The sequence below is a fragment of the Terrabacter terrigena genome, from assembly GCF_042676085.1.
Lineage (GTDB): Bacteria > Actinomycetota > Actinomycetes > Actinomycetales > Dermatophilaceae > Terrabacter > Terrabacter terrigena.
This window is the reverse complement of the sequence record NZ_JBHTKH010000001.1, coordinates 162,756-177,091: the sequence shown is the minus strand read 5'-3', so window position 1 is coordinate 177,091 and position 14,336 is coordinate 162,756. Positions and strand designations below refer to the sequence as shown.

At 69.7% G+C, this 14,336-nt stretch carries 12 protein-coding genes; 8 read left to right on the top strand and 4 right to left on the bottom strand.

The features are described from left to right. The first annotated feature begins 4 nt into the window (after positions 1-4). A complete protein-coding gene (locus ACFQ2V_RS00795) occupies positions 5-1,927 on the top strand; it encodes a propionyl-CoA synthetase (RefSeq protein ID WP_386050011.1) in 1,923 nt (640 codons plus the stop codon). Between the two features lie 94 nt (positions 1,928-2,021). Here the strand turns inward: ACFQ2V_RS00795 and ACFQ2V_RS00790 are convergent, their stop codons facing one another. Continuing rightward, on the bottom strand, positions 2,022-3,137 hold the full coding sequence (locus ACFQ2V_RS00790) for an LOG family protein (protein WP_386050010.1): 1,116 nt from the start codon (positions 3,135-3,137) through the stop codon (positions 2,022-2,024). 88 nt (positions 3,138-3,225) lie between these two features. On the opposite strand from ACFQ2V_RS00790, the gene ACFQ2V_RS00785 reads away from it, so the two are divergent. Beyond that, on the top strand, positions 3,226-4,164 hold the full coding sequence (locus ACFQ2V_RS00785; protein ID WP_386050009.1) for an AEC family transporter: 939 nt from the start codon (positions 3,226-3,228) through the stop codon (positions 4,162-4,164). 64 nt (positions 4,165-4,228) lie between these two features. Here ACFQ2V_RS00785 and ACFQ2V_RS00780 read toward each other — a convergent pair whose 3' ends face one another. The 3 genes from ACFQ2V_RS00780 to ACFQ2V_RS00770 form a co-directional block, all read right to left on the bottom strand. After that, positions 4,229-4,963 carry a hypothetical protein gene (locus ACFQ2V_RS00780; protein ID WP_386050008.1) on the bottom strand — a complete coding sequence of 245 codons (735 nt, stop codon included), beginning with the start codon at positions 4,961-4,963 and terminating at the stop codon, positions 4,229-4,231. 177 nt (positions 4,964-5,140) lie between these two features. Beyond that, entirely contained in the window at positions 5,141-6,580 is a 1,440-nt protein-coding gene (locus ACFQ2V_RS00775) for an aspartate aminotransferase family protein (protein WP_386050007.1), read from the bottom strand. Beyond that, positions 6,577-7,089: an Lrp/AsnC family transcriptional regulator gene (locus ACFQ2V_RS00770; RefSeq protein ID WP_386050006.1), complete on the bottom strand. Its 513-nt coding sequence runs from the start codon at positions 7,087-7,089 to the stop codon at positions 6,577-6,579. Before ACFQ2V_RS00770 ends, ACFQ2V_RS00775 begins: the two co-directional genes overlap by 4 nt. Before the next feature lie 113 nt (positions 7,090-7,202). Between ACFQ2V_RS00770 and ACFQ2V_RS00765 the strand changes: the two genes are divergently transcribed. The 6 genes from ACFQ2V_RS00765 (at position 7,203) to ACFQ2V_RS00740 (ending at position 14,228) form a co-directional block, all read left to right on the top strand. Then, the gene (locus ACFQ2V_RS00765) at positions 7,203-8,651 is read left to right on the top strand and encodes a gamma-aminobutyraldehyde dehydrogenase (protein WP_386050005.1); all 1,449 of its coding nucleotides are present in this window, start codon (positions 7,203-7,205) and stop codon (positions 8,649-8,651) included. 115 nt (positions 8,652-8,766) lie between these two features. Then, positions 8,767-10,002: an ABC transporter substrate-binding protein gene (locus ACFQ2V_RS00760; protein WP_386050004.1), complete on the top strand. Its 1,236-nt coding sequence runs from the start codon at positions 8,767-8,769 to the stop codon at positions 10,000-10,002. After that, on the top strand, positions 10,002-11,231 hold the full coding sequence (locus tag ACFQ2V_RS00755; protein ID WP_386050003.1) for an ABC transporter ATP-binding protein: 1,230 nt from the start codon (positions 10,002-10,004) through the stop codon (positions 11,229-11,231). Before ACFQ2V_RS00760 ends, ACFQ2V_RS00755 begins: the two co-directional genes overlap by 1 nt. After that, complete coding sequence (locus ACFQ2V_RS00750) at positions 11,228-12,175, top strand: ABC transporter permease (protein ID WP_386050002.1); 948 nt, start codon at positions 11,228-11,230, stop codon at positions 12,173-12,175. The genes ACFQ2V_RS00755 and ACFQ2V_RS00750 overlap by 4 nt, the downstream gene beginning before the upstream one ends. A 35-nt stretch (positions 12,176-12,210) precedes the next feature. Then, complete coding sequence (locus tag ACFQ2V_RS00745) at positions 12,211-12,984, top strand: ABC transporter permease (protein ID WP_386051017.1); 774 nt, start codon at positions 12,211-12,213, stop codon at positions 12,982-12,984. Then, entirely contained in the window at positions 12,981-14,228 is a 1,248-nt protein-coding gene (locus ACFQ2V_RS00740; protein ID WP_386050001.1) for a saccharopine dehydrogenase family protein, read from the top strand. Before ACFQ2V_RS00745 ends, ACFQ2V_RS00740 begins: the two co-directional genes overlap by 4 nt. Positions 14,229-14,336: the final 108 nt, after the last annotated feature.

Here is a 14,336-nt window from a genome sequence, read left to right as displayed (position 1 = left end):
GGGCATGAGCGACGGCGCCACGACGGCATACCAGAAGGTCCACGACGCGAGCCTGGCCGACCCTGAGGGCTTCTGGCGCGAGGCCGCCGGTGCCATCGACTGGGTCACACCGCCGACGCGCATCCTCGACGACACCCGACCTCCGTTCTACCGCTGGTATCCCGACGCCGAGCTCAACGTCTGCTTCAACGCGCTCGACCGGCACGTCGCCGCCGGGCGCGGTGACCAGCCCGCCGTCCGGTACGACTCGCCCGTCACGGGAACGAAGGCCACGCTGACGTATGCAGACCTGCTGGGTCGCGTGTCGCGCTTCGCGGGTGCGCTGTCGGGTCTCGGTGTGGAGAAGGGTGACCGGGTGGTCATCTACATGCCGATGGTCCCCGAGGCAGTCGTCGCCATGCTCGCCTGCGCCCGGCTGGGCGCGATCCACTCCGTGGTCTTCGGCGGGTTCGCCCCTCAGGAGCTCGCCGCGCGCATCGAGGACGCCGAGCCCAAGGTCGTCGTCTCGGCGAGCTGCGGTGTCGAGCCGAACCGCGTCGTCGAGTACAAGCCGATGCTCGACGCGGCCCTCGACCGAAGCAGCCACAAGCCCGAGTCGGTGATCGTGCTGCAGCGCGAGCAGTCCCGTGCCGCGGTGGGCGAGCGCGACACGGACTGGGAGGAGATGACGTGGGACGAGGTGTACGCCGACGCCGAGCCGGCCGACTGCGTGCCAGTCGCCGCCACCGACCCGCTGTACATCCTCTACACCTCTGGCACGACCGGGAAGCCGAAGGGGATCTACCGCGACAGCGGCGGGTATGCCGTCGCGCTGCGCTGGTCGATGGCGAACCTCTACGACGTGGCGCCGGGCGAGACGATGTTCACCGCGAGCGACGTCGGGTGGGTCGTCGGCCACTCGTACATCGTCTACGCCCCGCTGCTCACCGGGGCGACGACCGTGCTCTACGAGGGCAAGCCGGTGGGCACCCCCGACGCCGGGGCGTTCTGGCGGGTCATCGCCGAGTACGGCGCGGTCTGTCTCTTCACCGCCCCGACCGCGTTCCGGGCGATCAAGAAGGAGGACTCGACGGCCTCGAAGCTCGCCGAGCACGACCTCTCGCGCTTCCGCGCGCTCTACCTCGCGGGTGAGCGGCTCGACCCCGACACCTACGAGTGGGCCTCCGCCGCCCTCGGAAAGCCCGTCATCGACAACTGGTGGCAGACCGAGACCGGGTGGCCGATCGCGTGCAACCCCAAGGGGATCGGCCTCATGCCCATCAAGCCGGGGTCACCGACGGTGGCTGTGCCCGGCTACGACGTGCAGGTGCTCGACGGCTCCGGCCAGCCCGTTGGGCCAGGTGTCGAGGGGGCGATCTGCATCAAGCTGCCCATGCCGCCGGGCACCCTTCCCACGCTGTGGGGGGACGACGACCGCTACGTGAGCTCCTACCTGTCGGCCCACCCGGGGTACTACCTCACCGGTGACGGCGGCTATCTCGACGAGGACGGCTACCTGTACGTCATGGGCCGCACCGACGACGTGCTCAACGTCGCCGGGCACCGCCTGTCGACGGGCTCGCTCGAGGCGGCCCTCGCCGGGCACAAGGCCGTGGCCGAGTGCGCCGTGATCGGCGTCCACGACGACCTCAAGGGGCAGGTGCCTCGCGCCCTCGTGGTGCTCAAGTCCGGCGTCGACGCCGAGGCCGACGGCGAACGCATCCGGCGCGAGCTCGTGGTGCGGGTCCGGTCGGAGGTCGGGGCCGTCGCCGCGCTGCACCGCGTCGACATCGTGGCGGCACTGCCCAAGACGCGCTCGGGCAAGATCCTCCGCAAGACGATGCGCGAGATGGCCGACGGCAAGGAGACCGCGGTACCGGCGACGATCGAGGACGCGTCGGTGCTCGACGCCCTCGCCCCCGTGCTCCGTGCCCCCGGGCCCGCCTGACCGTCCCGGGCCGAGCTCACGGGTTCGGCGCGCAGGGGCGGAGGTCTGCGGTCAGGACATCGGGACATCGGGTCAGGGGTCACGCGGTCAGGGGTCACGCGGTCAGGGCGGGCAGGAGGGGGAGGACGTCGTCGATCGTGTCGACGAGGTGGATCGCCTCCTCCATCGGGCGGCCGGCCGCCATCGCCGTGACCGCCGCCCAGACCGGCACGCGTTCGGTCCAGTGCTCGCGGCCGACGAGGATGAGCGGCGGCAGGGGTGCGTCGTCGACGGCGTAGAAGAGCGGCGTCACTGCCTGGAAGATCTCCTGCACCGTGCCCGCGGCCCCGTCGAGCACGACGATCCCGGCGTTGGACCGGGCGAGCAGTCCCTCCTCGCGGATCGCGTTGGAGAAGTACTTCGCGATGACGTCGCAGAAGACGTTCGGCGGCTCGTGCCCGTAGAACCACGTCGGGATGCCCAGGGAGCGGGCGGTCGGGCCGAGCGTGTCGATGGGCGCGTCCGGCTCGTCACCGACGACCGCCGTCCGCGCCGCCAGCGCGCCGGCCGCCCAGGCAGTCACGTCGGGCCGGAAGCTCGGGACCGGCGCGATGCGGGCGACAGCCTCCTCGACCGCGGCCGCGCTGCGGCACAGGGCACCGAGGTTCGCGGCCTCCATCGCGCCGGGACCGCCCCCCGTCGCGACGAGGTAGCCCTCCTCGGCAAGGCTGTGTCCGAGTCCCGCTGCACCGGCGTACGAACGTGAGTTCCGTTGCAGCGCATGGCCGCCCATGATGCCGACGACCGAGCGGCCCTGGACGAACTCGTCGAGGTCGTCGGTCACGGAGTCGTCGTGGATCGCCCGTACCAGGGTGCAGTACGCGTCGGTGCGCAGCCTCGCGTCGATGAACCACGCGTACGCCTCGGCGTCGGGGGTCGCGGCGTAACCGTCCTGGAGCCCGGCGTACAGGTCGGAGGGGAGGTAGAGGCCGCGCCACGGGTCCACCGGCGCGTCCGCCACGCCGGGGAACTGGATCGCGCCTCCGCGGAGCAGCACCTCGGCGACCGGTAGCGGGACCTTCCCGCCCAGCACGACGAGACCCGTGAGGTCGCCGCGGGCTGCCAGGCGGTCGGCGTAGCCCGTGAGGTCGAGATCCTGCAGCCGGAGGCCGCGCAGCGGGCCGTCCGAGGCGAGGTGGTCGTCGAACTCCTCGAGCGTCTCGATCTCCATGGGCCCATCCTGCACGGCCCGACCCCGCCGAGGATCGAGGAGCGGACCCGGCCGTCATGCGTCGCGGCTCGCTGACAGGATCGGTCGCATGGTCGGGGTCCTCGAGGGTTTCGCGACGATCGCGGTCATCGTCGCCGTCGGCTGGTTCCTCGCGCACCGCCGCATCCTCGACGAGTCCGCCCAGGTCAACCTCTCGCGCCTTGCCTTCCACGTCGCCTCACCGGCCCTGCTGCTCACCGTCATGCAGCGCACCTCGCTCGACGCCGTGCTCTCGGCCAACCTCGTGACGTCGCTCATCAGCTTCACGGCCGTGGTCGCCGTCTACCTGCTCGTCGCCCGGTTCCGTTGGGCGGGAGAGGGGCTCGGGTCACGTCTCATCGGAAGCCTCTCGGCGGCATACGTCAACGCCGGCAACCTCGGCATCCCGATCGCGCTCTACGTCCTCGGTGACGTCGCCTGGGTGGCGCCGACGCTCCTCATGCAGCTGCTCATCATCACGCCGGTCTACATGGCACTCTTCGACAGCGACGCCCGCGGCGAGCGGCCGACGCTGCTGCGCAGCCTGCGCCGGATGTTCAGCAACCCCATCACGCTCGGCGCCGTCGCCGGCCTGCTCATCGCGATCTTCGACATCGACCTGCCGCGCGTCGTCGCCGCACCCATCGACCTGCTCGGGGCGATGGCGGTGCCCTCGATGCTCGTGGCCTTCGGCATCTCGCTCCGCCGTGGCCCGCGACCCGCGACCGGCCGCGGCGCCGAGCACGTCTGGACCATCGTCGGGCTCAAGATCCTCGTCATGCCCGCCATCGCGCTCGGCGTCGGCCTCGCGCTCGGGCTGCGCGGCGAGGCACTCTTCGCCGTCGTCGTGACGGCGGCACTGCCCACCGCTCAGAACATCTTCACGTATGCCGTCCGCTACCGTCGCGAGGTCAACCTGGCTCGCGACACGGTCTTCGTCAGCACGTTCGCCTCGGTGCCGGTGATCCTCGGCATCGCAGCGCTCTTCCACTGGCTCGCCGGAGTCTGACCCGAGCCCCGGCGGGGCGTGGTTCCGCGGCCGGGACTCTGCGGAACCACGCCCGGGTCACCGGTCAGAAGCCGCCGAAGTCCCCGCCGCCGAAGTCGCCACCGCCGAAGTCGCCACCGCCGAAGTCGCCACCGCCGAAGTCCCCACCTCCGGTGTCGCCGAAGTCCGAGCCCCCGGCGTCGCCCCCGGCGTCACCGCCCGAGTCGCCGGAGTCACCACCAGCGTCACCCGAGTCGCCCGAGTCGCCCGAGTCGGCGCTCGCGTCGCCGGCCTCCTGGGCCTCGGGGGAGGAGTCGTAGCCGTCGAGCATCATGTCGGCGAGCGCCGACCCCACGACGACTCCGGCGATGGTGCCGAGCATCGAGCCGGCGATCATGCCGCCCATGCCCATGCCACCACCCATGCCCCCGCCCAGGCCACCACCCATGCCACGCCCGCCACCGAACGCGCCCTGGAGGTAGCCCGGACGGCTCATCTCGGCGCGCGTGGCGCTGCGGGCCAGGTCGGCCGGCTGGTCGGTGCGGGGACGCTCGTTCTCGGGGAGGTCCTCGGTCAGGCGCTGGAGCACCATCTGGCGCTGCTCCGGCGACAGCTTGCCGAACGCCTCGGCGTGCACGCGCTCGATGTGCTCGGGGTCGGCCGTGCGCAGGAGGTACTTGTAGCGGGCGATGGCTCGCTCGTCCTCGCTCGAGGCCCCGCCACGCGGTGGTGGCACCTGGTAGGGCTGCCCGGTCGGGGCGGGAGCGGTGCGCTGTTGCTGCAGCGGCTCGCGCCCGAGCAGCTTGTCGAGGAATCCCATGTCGTTCTCCTAGCGTCGGCGTCGCGTCTGTCGGATACCTACCCAACGAACGGGGCCACACAGCGTTCCGACGTCACGCGGCGGAGCCGGCCACGAGGGAACGCACGATGCCACCCGCCGGAACGGGTGGCATCCTGGCCTGCGCAACCTCCACGGCACACGCGAGGAGGGGGGCGGTCAGAGGTGGTTCTCGGCCTCGATGAGCACCGAGCGCAGCCGCGACTCGATGTCGTCGAACTCGTCGGGCCCCATGATCAGCGGCGGCGCGAGCTGGATGACGGGGTCGCCGCGGTCGTCGGCGCGGCAGTAGAGCCCGGCATCGAAGAGCGCCTTGGAGAGGAACCCGCGGAGCAGCCGCTCCGACTCGGCGTCGTTGAACGTCTCGCGCGTGGCCTTGTCCTTAACGAGCTCGATGCCGTAGAAGTAGCCGGCCCCGCGCACGTCGCCGACGAGCGGCAGGTCGAGCAGCTTGTCGAGCGTCGCCTTGAAGATCGGGGCGTTCTGCTTGACCCGGTCGTTGAGGCCCTCGCGCTCGAAGATGTCGAGGTTGGCCATGGCGACGGCCGCCGAGACGGGGTGCCCGCCGAACGTGTAGCCGTGCGGGAAGTAGGTCGTGCCCTGCTTGAACGGCTCGAAGAGGCGGTCGCTCGCGATCATCGCGCCGATGGGGGAGTAGCCGCTCGTCATGCCCTTGGCGCAGGTGATGATGTCGGGCACGTAGCCGAAGTCGTCGCACGCGAACATCGAGCCGATGCGGCCGAAGCTGCAGATGACCTCGTCGGAGACGAGCAGCACGTCGTACTCGTCGCAGATCTCGCGGACCCGCTCGAAGTAGCCGGCCGGTGGCGGGAAGCAGCCGCCGGAGTTCTGCACGGGCTCGAGGAAGACGGCGGCGACCGTGTCGGGCCCCTCGAACTCGATGGCCTCGGCGATGCGGTCGGCGGCCCAGCGCCCGAAGGCCTTCTCGTCGTCGCGCAGGTGCTCGGGCGCGCGGTACATGTTGGTGTTGGGCACCTTGTGCGCACCGGGCACGAGCGGCTCGAACATCTCCTTGGCCGCCGGGATGCCGGTGATCGACAGTGCGCCCTGGGGGGTGCCGTGGTAGGCGACGGCGCGCGAGATGACCTTGTGCTTGGTCGGCTTGCCGGTCAGCTTGTAGTACTGCTTCGCGAGCTTCCACGCGGTCTCGACGGCCTCGCCGCCACCGGTGGTGAAGAAGACCCGGTTGAGGTCACCGGGGGCGTAGGCCGCGAGGCGCTCGGCGAGCTCGATGGCCTTGGGGTGGGCGTAGCTCCACAGCGGGAAGAACGCGAGCTCCTTGGCCTGCTTGGCGGCCGCCTCGGCGAGCTCCTCGCGGCCGTGCCCCGCCTGGACGACGAAGAGGCCGGCGAGCCCGTCGATGTACTCGTTGCCGCGGTCGTCCCAGATCTTCCAGCCCTTGCCCCTGGTGATGATGGGCACGGAGTGGCCGAGGCCTCCGGCCTCCTTCTCCTCGAACACGGAGTGGCGCGTGAAGTGCATCCACAGGTGGTCGCGCGCCGCTTCGGAGTGGAGGGCGCCGGTCGGAGTCCGGGTGTCCGAGGAGGGTTCCCAGACCTGGTTCGGGTTGATGCTCATCGTGTACCCCAGTTGTAGAGCTGCTTGTTGAGTTTCAGGTAGACGAACGTCTCGGTCGCCGTGACGCCCGGGATCGGCCGGATGCGGGTCGTGAGCAGCTCGAGCAGGTGGGTGTCGTTCTCGCAGACCACTTCCGCGAGCACGTCGAAGCTGCCGGCCGTCGTCACGACGTAGGAGACCTCGTCCATCTCGGTCAGGGCGTCGGCCACCGACGTCATGTCACCGGACACGCGCAGACCGACCATGGCCTGGCGCTGGAAGCCGACCTGCAGCGGGTCGGTGACCGCGACGATCTGCATGACGTCGGCGTCGAGGAGCCGCTGGACGCGCTGGCGCACCGCGGCCTCCGAGAGCCCCACCTGCTGGGCGATCGAGGCGTACGACTTGCGGCCGTCGTGCTGGAGCAGCTCGATGATCGTCTTGCTCACGTCGTCGAGGTTGACCGCGGGTCTGCGCGCCCGACCGCCTCCGGAACCGGCCGCGTTGGCCACGCCTCGGATGGTCGTCATGTCCCGATACTGACCTGTGGAACACGCTGTTGGCAAGTCCTCAGTCAACTGATTCCGAAGAATGTACGCGTCAACCCTTCACGATTGCGAAGGTCTGCGTCTAGCATTCCGGCATGACTTCGAAGCCCCGCCAGCTCCGCAACTTCATCGGTGGCCAGTACGTCGACCCCGACGGCGACACCACGACCGACATCGTCGACCCGTCGTCCGCGCAGGTCGTGGCCAAGGCACCCGTGAGCAGCCAGTCCGACGTCGACCGGGCGTACGCCGCAGCCTCCAAGGCGTTCGAGACCTGGGGCGACACGACCCCGAGCGAGCGGCAGGCGGCGCTGCTGAAGTTCGCCGACGCGATCGAGGCCAGGGCCGACGACTTCGTGCGGCTGGAGGGCGAGAACACCGGCAAGCCGCACGCCATGACCGCGAGCGAGGAGGTCCCTCCGATGCTCGACCAGCTGCGCTTCTTCGCGGGGGCGGCGCGCGTGCTCGAGGGCAAGTCCGCGGGGGAGTACATGAAGGGCCACACGTCCTTCGTGCGCCGCGAGCCCATCGGCGTCGTCGGACAGGTCACCCCCTGGAACTACCCGATGATGATGGCGATGTGGAAGATCGCCCCGGCCCTGGCCGCGGGCAACACCATCGTGCTCAAGCCGTCGGACACGACGCCGGAGACCACGCTGCTGCTCGCCGAGCTCGCCTCCGAGTTCCTCCCCGACGGCACCTTCAACGTCATCACCGGTGACCGCGAGACCGGCCGCGTGCTCGTCGAGCACCGGACCCCCGCGCTCGTCGCCATCACCGGCTCGGTGCGCGCCGGCATGCAGGTCGCCGAGAGTGCCTCGCGCGACCTCAAGCGCGTGCACCTCGAGCTCGGCGGCAAGGCGCCCGTCGTGGTCTTCGACGACGCCGACCTCGAGGCCGCGGTCGAGGGCATCGCGGTCGGCGGCTACTTCAACGCCGGCCAGGACTGCACCGCCGCGACGCGCGTGCTCGCCGGGCCGCGCATCCACGACGACTTCGTCGACGCCCTGGCCGAGTACGCCAAGAACGAGGCGAAGGTCGGGATGCCCGACGACGCCGACGCGCTCTTCGGCCCGGTCAACAACCCGAACCAGGTCACGCACGTGGGGGGCATGATCGACCGCCTGCCCGACCACGCCCGGGTGGCCGCCGGCGGACGCCGCGCCGACGGCCTGGGCGACGGCTACTTCTTCGAGCCGACCGTGCTCGCGGGCCTGCGCCAGGACGACGAGCAGATCCAGAACGAGATCTTCGGCCCGGTCATCACGGTGCAGCGGTTCACCGACGAGGCCGAGGCCCTCGCCTGGGCCAACGGCGTGCAGTACGGTCTCGCCTCCAGCGTGTGGACCAAGGACTTCGGCCGGGCGATGCGGATGAGCCGCAAGCTCGACTTCGGCTGCGTGTGGATCAACACGCACATCCCGATCGTCGCCGAGATGCCCCACGGCGGCTTCAAGCACAGCGGCTACGGCAAGGACCTGTCGATGTACGGACTGGAGGACTACACCCGCGTGAAGCACGTGATGGCCAACATCGAGTCCTGAGCTCTGCGCAACAGGGAACGCAACAGGGAAGCAGCACCACGGGCTCGATCGTCCGATCGTCCGACCACCCGGTCGCCAGACCGGGTCCGTTCACCACGAAACCGAAGGAGCAGGCGTGAACAGGCGTCGCCCCCCAGCGGATCCCGCGATCCGAGCGCTGGCCTCCATGGCCGCACGCTCCACCGTCTCCCGTCGCTCGCTGCTGCGCGGTTCGGCCCTCGGGCTCGCCGCCGCAGGCATCGCGGGCTGCGCACCGCCGCTGCCGCCGGCAGGTGGCAAGGCCGCCGTCAAGCTGCCCGTCGACGTGTCCGACACGGACCGCACGGTCCGGTGGGCCAACTGGACGGCATACCTCGACCAGGACGAGAAGGCCACGAAGTACCCCACCCTCGAGGCGTTCACGAAGCGCACCGGCATCGCGGCGACGTACTCCGTCGACATCGAGGACAACGACTCGTACTTCAACAAGATCGCGCCGCAGCTGCGGGCCAAGCAGGACATCGCTCGTGACGTCTTCGTCTTCACGGACTGGATGGCCAACCGGATCATCCGCGACGAGCTCGTGCAGCCGCTCGAGCTCATCCGGATGCCGCACGCGGCCAACCTGATCGACACGCTCAAGGACGTCTCGTTCGACCCCGGCCGGCAGTACTCCCTGACGTGGCAGTCGGGCTTCGCCGGCATCGGCTACGACCGCGAGAAGGTGGGCCGCGACCTCAAGTCGATCGACGACCTGTGGGCCGACGACCTCAAGGGGCGCGTCGTCGTGCTGAGCGAGATGCGTGACACCGCGGCGCTGATGATGCAGCGCCAGGGCGTCGACATCTCCTCGAACTTCAGCAAGGCGCAGATCGAGGCCGGCATGGCCGAGATCGACAAGCGCGTCAACGACGGCCACATCCGACGGATCAAGGGCAACAGCTACCTCGAGGACCTCAAGAGCGGCAACGCCATCGCCGGGATCGTCTGGAGCGGCGACCTGTTCATCCTCCGGGCCGAGACCGGGAACGAGAACTGGCAGTTCACGATCCCGGAGTCGGGCGGCACGCTCTGGTCGGACAACATGCTGATCCCGATCACCTCGACGCACCGGAAGAACGCCACGGCGCTGATGGACTACTACTACGAGCCCGAGGTGGCGGCCCAGGTCGCGGCGTACGTCAACTACGTCTGCCCGGTGAAGGGTGCACAGGAGATCCTGGCGAAGGAGGACCCCGACCTCGCCAAGAGCCCGTTCATCTTCCCCACCGAGGACTACATCAAGCAGCACAGGATCCAGAGCTTCCGGGCTCTCTCACCGCAGGAGGACGCCGACTACGGCGCCGCCTGGGCAAAGGTGGTGGGTAACTGATGGCACGGCGCACCAGCGGCTTCCGGCAGGCGGCCGGCGACCTCCGGATCGACCACGTCACCAAGGAGTTCGCGTCCTTCACCGCGGTCGACGACCTCGTCCTCGAGGTGCCGCGCGGGTCGTTCTTCGCCCTGCTCGGCCCGTCGGGCTGCGGCAAGACGACGACCCTGCGCATGATCGCCGGGCTCGAGCAGCCGACCAGTGGGCGGGTGCTCATCGGCGAGACCGACCTCACCGGGTCGCGGCCCTACGAGCGCCCCGTCAACACGGTGTTCCAGAGCTACGCGCTCTTCCCGCACCTGACGATCCGCGACAACGTCGCCTTCGGGCCCAGGCGCCGCGGCGAGCAGGATGCCGCCGGCAAGGCCCAGGAGGCGCTCGAGCTGGTCCAGATGACGCACCTCGCCGGGCGCAAGCCCGTCCAGCTGTCAGGTGGTCAGCAACAGCGCGTCGCTCTCGCGCGTGCCCTGGTCAACCGACCGGAGGTGCTGCTCCTCGACGAGCCGCTCGGTGCCCTGGACCTCAAGCTGCGTCGTGAGATGCAGGTTGAGCTCAAGCGCATCCAGACGGAGGTCGGACTCACCTTCATCCACGTGACGCACGACCAGGAGGAGGCCATGACCATGGCCGACACCGTCGCCGTCATGAACGCCGGCCACATCGAGCAGATGGGTGCTCCCGAGGCGCTGTACGACCTGCCGCGCACCGCCTTCGTCGCCAACTTCCTCGGCCAGTCCAACCTCGGCGCCGGCCGTGTGGTCGACCGCGACGGCGAGCACCTCGTCGCCGAGGTGGCGGGCAGCCGGGTGCGGGTCCCGCTCAACCGGTCCTCGGTCGAGGGCGACGAGATCCTCTTCGGCGTGCGCCCCGAGAAGGTGCGCCTGCACGAGACCCGTCCCGAGGGCGCCGGCAACGACGTGCGAGGCACCGTCACCGACGTCAGCTTCACGGGCGTCGCGACGCAGTACCTCGTCACCGTGCCGAGCGGGGCCACCTGGGCCGTCTACGAGCAGAACCTCGACGTCGAGCCGAACTCCGTGCGGCCCGGCGACGAGGTGTGGCTCGGGTGGGAGACCGGCCATGCGTTCGCGGTGGCCGGCAGCGGCGCCGACCCCGGCGCCGGGGCGAGCGCGGAGGCCGGTGCAGGCGCCGGCGCTTCGACAGCCTCGAACAAGAGCGGCGACGGGAGCGTGGGCAGCTCCGACACCGCGCAGGTCGTGACGTCGTGAGCGTCGCCCAGGGCCTCGCGGCGCCGCCCGGTGCCGCCACCGGGCCGGCAGGCGTGCCGGCCGGGCCTCCCGACATCGACCCGGCCAGGACACACCGCGGCCGGCGCTGGGTGCCCTACCTGCTCCTGCTACCCGGGATGCTGTGGCTCGGCGTCTTCTTCGTGTGGCCGCTCGTGCAGCTCGCCAGCGTCTCGCTCCAGTCCCAGTTCCCCGGCTACCCGGGCTACTACTACCGCGACGTGAACGTCGGCAACTACACGGGCGCGATCACCGAGTTCGCCGGCCACTTCGGGCGGTCCCTGCTCTTCGCCGCGCTCGCGACGCTGTTCGGGTTCCTGCTCGCCTACCCGCTCGCGTACGCCATGGCCTTCAAGGCGGGCCGCTGGCGCAACGTCATGATGATCTGCGTCATCGCGCCGTTCTTCACCTCGTTCATCCTGCGCACCATCGCGTGGCGGCAGATCCTCGCCGACGAGGGCCCGCTCGCCTCGGTGCTGAAGACCCTTCACCTCCTGCCCGGCGGGCACATCACCGAGACGTGGGTCGCGGTCGTCGCCGGCCTCACCTACAACTTCCTGCCGTTCATGGTGCTGCCGATCTACGCGTCGCTCGAGAGGGCCGACCCGAAGGTCATCGAGGCGGGGGGTGACCTCTACGCCAACGGGTTCACCACGTTCCGCACCGTCACGCTGCCGATGAGCATGCCCGGCGTCATCGCCGGCACGCTGCTCACCTTCATCCCGGCCGCGGGCGACTACGTCAATGCCGAGCTGCTCGGCTCCGACCGCAGCACGAAGATGGTGGGCAACGTCATCGAGAGCCAGTTCTTCCGCGTGCTCGGCGGCTATCCCACCGCAGCGGCGCTGTCCTTCACCCTGATGGCGATCATCCTCGTCCTCGTCTTCCTCTACATCCGCCGCTTCGGCACCGAGGAGCTGCTGTGAACGCCGCCAGGCGCTGGGTCGCCGACCACATCGCGATGATCGTCGCGCTGCTCGTGCTGGTCTACCTCTTCGTCCCGGTGGCCTACACGTTCGCGTTCTCCTTCAACGACTACAAGAAGTCGAACATCACCTGGGTGGGCTTCACGACGAAGCACTGGGCGAATCCCTGTGGGGCACAAGGTGCCTGCGAGTCGTTGGTCGTGTCGCTGCAGGTCGGCACCATCGCCACGGTGATCGCGACCATCCTCGGCACGATGATCGCGTTCGCCCTCGTGCGGCACCGCTTCCGCGGCCACGGCACGAGCAACCTGCTCGTCTTCATCCCGATGGCGACACCCGAGATCGTGCTCGGCGCGAGCCTGCTGACGATCTTCGTCCAGGGCTTCTCGGGCATCGGGCTTCGGCTGGGCTTCTGGACCATCGTGATCGCCCACATCATGTTCTGCATCAGCTTCGTCGTCGTCACGGTGAAGGCCCGGCTCCAGAGCCTCGACCCGAGGCTCGAGGAGGCCGCCCAGGACCTGTATGCCGGCCCGGGCGGCACCTTCTGGCGGGTGACGTTCCCGCTCGTCCTCCCTGGCATCGTCTCGGCGGCGCTGCTGTCGTTCTCGCTGAGCTTCGACGACTTCATCATCACGAACTTCGTGTCGGGTGACGAGTCGACCTTCCCGAAGTTCGTCTACACCTCGTACCTCCGCGGAATCCCCGCGCAGGCCAACGTGATCGGCTTCTCGATGTTCCTCATCGCAGTGCTGCTCGTCGTGGGCGGACAGGTCATCGGCAACGCGCGGAGGGCGAGCAAGGCGTGAGAGTGCTCATGGTCGGCTCCGGCGGCGTCGGTGACGCTGCCGCGCGCATCGCGGCCGAACGCGACTTCTTCGAGCTGTGGGTCGTCGCCGACTACGACGCGTCGCGCGCCGAGCGCACTGTCGCCGCAGTGGTCGAGCGGAACCCGGACGAGAGCCGTTTCGTCACGGCGCAGGTCGACGCGTCCTCGGCCGAGGCCGTGACGGCGCTGGCCCGCGAGCACGACGTCACCCACGTGTTCAACGCCGTCGACCCGAAGTTCAACATGGCGATCTTCAATGGTGCCAAGGCTGCCGGCGCCGACTACCTCGACATGGCGATGAGCCTGTCGCAGCGTCACCCCGAGCAGCCGTATGCCGTCACCGGGGTCAAGCTGGGCGACGAGCAGTTCGCGGTCTCGGGGGAGTGGGAGGCCGACGGCCGTCTCGCCCTCGTCGGCATGGGCGTCGAGCCGGGCCTCTCGGACGTCTTCGCCCGCTACGCCGCCGACCACCTCTTCTCCGAGATCGACGAGCTCGGCACCCGCGACGGCGCGAACCTCGAGGTGCGCGACGACGACGGCAACGAGGTCTTCGCGCCGAGCTTCTCGATGTGGACGACGATCGAGGAGTGCCTCAACCCGCCTGTCATCTGGGAGAAGGGCCGCGGGTGGTTCACCACCGAGCCGTTCAGCGAGCCCGAGGTCTTCGACTTCCCGGAGGGCATCGGTCCGGTCGAGTGCGTCAACGTCGAGCACGAGGAGGTTCTCCTCATGCCACGCTGGGTCGACGCCCGGCGGGTCACCTTCAAGTACGGCCTCGGCGACGCGTTCATCACGATCCTCAAGGTGCTGAACACGCTCGGGCTCGACAGCACCGACCCCGTGCGCGTCAAGGGCGTCGAGGTGTCACCCCGCGACGTCGTCGCTGCGGTGCTGCCCGACCCGGCGACCATCGGTCCGCGGATGACGGGCAAGACGTGTGCCGGGCTCTTCGTGACAGGAACGGGCACCGACGGGCGGCCGCGGCGCACTTACCTCTATCACGTCGCCGACAACGAGCAGACGATGCGCGACTACGGCGCCCAGTGCGTGGTGTGGCAGACCGCCGTCAACCCGGTTGTCGCGCTCGAGCTGCTCGCGCGTGGCACGTGGAAGGGCAAGGGCGTCCTGGGGCCGGAGGCCTTCGACGCGGTCTCGTTCCTCGACCTGCTCGCGGCCCCCACACCCGAGGGCTACGGCTCGCCCTGGGGTGTGGACGAGCGCTGAGCGGACGGCACGGCACGCGGTTCGATGTATCTCCGCACGCCCCAGGCCGCGCAGATACATCGACCGGGCGGTGGGGGAGCAACCGATGACCGAACATCGACGAGGAAT

Coding starts and splice junctions, on each gene's coding strand:
- ACFQ2V_RS00755 (WP_386050003.1), top strand. CDS start 10,002: ATGGCACGGCGCACCAGCGGCTTCCGGCAGGCGGCCGGCGACCTCCGG.
- ACFQ2V_RS00765 (WP_386050005.1), top strand. CDS start 7,203: ATGACTTCGAAGCCCCGCCAGCTCCGCAACTTCATCGGTGGCCAGTAC.
- ACFQ2V_RS00770 (WP_386050006.1), bottom strand. CDS start 7,089: ATGACGACCATCCGAGGCGTGGCCAACGCGGCCGGTTCCGGAGGCGGT.
- ACFQ2V_RS00795 (WP_386050011.1), top strand. CDS start 5: ATGAGCGACGGCGCCACGACGGCATACCAGAAGGTCCACGACGCGAGC.
- ACFQ2V_RS00785 (WP_386050009.1), top strand. CDS start 3,226: ATGGTCGGGGTCCTCGAGGGTTTCGCGACGATCGCGGTCATCGTCGCC.
- ACFQ2V_RS00745 (WP_386051017.1), top strand. CDS start 12,211: ATGATCGTCGCGCTGCTCGTGCTGGTCTACCTCTTCGTCCCGGTGGCC.
- ACFQ2V_RS00775 (WP_386050007.1), bottom strand. CDS start 6,580: ATGAGCATCAACCCGAACCAGGTCTGGGAACCCTCCTCGGACACCCGG.
- ACFQ2V_RS00780 (WP_386050008.1), bottom strand. CDS start 4,963: ATGGGATTCCTCGACAAGCTGCTCGGGCGCGAGCCGCTGCAGCAACAG.
- ACFQ2V_RS00790 (WP_386050010.1), bottom strand. CDS start 3,137: ATGGAGATCGAGACGCTCGAGGAGTTCGACGACCACCTCGCCTCGGAC.